A 1,553-nucleotide genomic window follows, 5' to 3' on the forward strand; every position below is an offset into this window, starting at 1 on the left:
TCGGACATGGCCGCGACGGCCCGCGTCACGACGTTGCCGCCCTTCTCGGCCTCCTTCTGCGCCAGGAAGGCCGCGGCGCGGGCGTCGTCGGCGCTCTGGGCCGTCTGGCCGACGCCGCGCGTCACCTCCGACAGGGCCGCGACGGTCTCCTCCAGGCTGGATGCCTGCTGCTCGGTGCGCTGGGAGAGGTCGCCCGCGGCGACCGTGATCTCGTTGAGGCCCACGCGCATCGTGCCGACGGCCGCGACGACCGAGCCGATCGTGGTCTCCAATTGCGAGATCGACGTGTTGAACTTGGTGCGGATGGGTTCGAACTCGGGCGCGACGGTCTTGTCCATGCGGGTCGTCAGGTCGCCCGCCGTCAGACCGTCAAAGCCTTCCTCGACCATGTGGACGAAGGCCTTGAGGTCCTCGGCCTTGGCGCTGTCGATGGCCGACTGGCTCTCGCGCTGCTGGGCCTGCGCCCGCTGGGCGGCGGCGGCCTCTTCCTCCAGCCTCTTGTTCTGCCGGGCGGCATCCTTGAAGATCTGGACGGCCTTCGCCATCTCGCCGACCTCGTCGGCCCGGTCCTGGCCCGTGATCTCGATGTCGAGGCGACCGCCGGCCAGGGCGATCATCCGGTCGCGCAGGACGTTCAGCGGACCGGTGATGCCCTTGGCCGAAACCCACAGCGCGGCGCCGAGGCCGAGAAGCGCGCCAAGAACGGTGCCGCCGACGAGGAGATAGATCGCGGTGTGCGACGCGGCCGTCAGGGCGGCCGACTGCGCGCCGACCCGCTCGATCGTCTCGTTGTTCAGGCTGGTGATCTCCTTCGACAGGACGACGATCCGGGGATCGAGGGTCTTCATCAGCGACATCGCCGCATCGTTCTGGTTCCGGGATGCAAGGCCCGCCGCCTTGGCGGACGTCTCCGCGATGGCCAGGAAATCGGTGCGGATCAGGTCGACCTCCGCCTTTCGGTCGGTCAACCGCGCCGTCACCTCGTCGATATAGCCTTTGCTCTTCTCGATCGCGTCCGTGACCGTCCCGGCCGCAGCGGCGGCGGCTTCGGCCTCGTCGGTCGCGATCGCGCGATAGATGCCGTAGCCGATCTGGTTGGTCATGCGGTTGAGCCGCGCGAGCGCCAGCGTCGACTTGTCGAGATTTTCCATCATGGCCGAATATTGCGCATCCGAACTCCGGATGACCTGCGCCGCATAGAGCGAGGCGGCGATGCCAATCAGGCTGATGGCGACGGCGATCATGGCGACCTTCGTCGCGATCCGGAATTGGCTCAACATGGCTGCGGGTTCCTCTCGGGGTTGACCCAGAATCACCATGGCCTGCTTTACAAACCTTTACGTCAGGCTTCGTGATTTTTCACTGAGCGATTCAACCATGGGTGGATCTCGGCGCGGCGACATTGCTGCCGCGGCGGCCCGTGGGACTCGAGCATGGAGCGCGATCGTCACGTGCGGTCGTGTCCCGGGACGTGGTGTAGAAACACCGATCTCGGCAGGGCCGAGTTATTTCGTCAGGCGGCCAGGACGGGCAGTCTGACGAGAGGATTATCG

General features: G+C 66.6%; 1 protein-coding gene. It reads right to left on the minus strand.

Features of this window, described 5'->3' with window-relative positions:
* The coding region (locus ASG43_RS11410) for a methyl-accepting chemotaxis protein (protein WP_056504726.1) at positions 1 to 1,280 on the minus strand (1,280 nt) is incomplete at its 3' end.
* Between the last annotated feature and the right edge of the window lie 273 nt (positions 1,281 to 1,553).

The sequence above is a fragment of the Aureimonas sp. Leaf454 genome (assembly GCF_001424685.1).
Classification (GTDB): domain Bacteria; phylum Pseudomonadota; class Alphaproteobacteria; order Rhizobiales; family Rhizobiaceae; genus Plantimonas.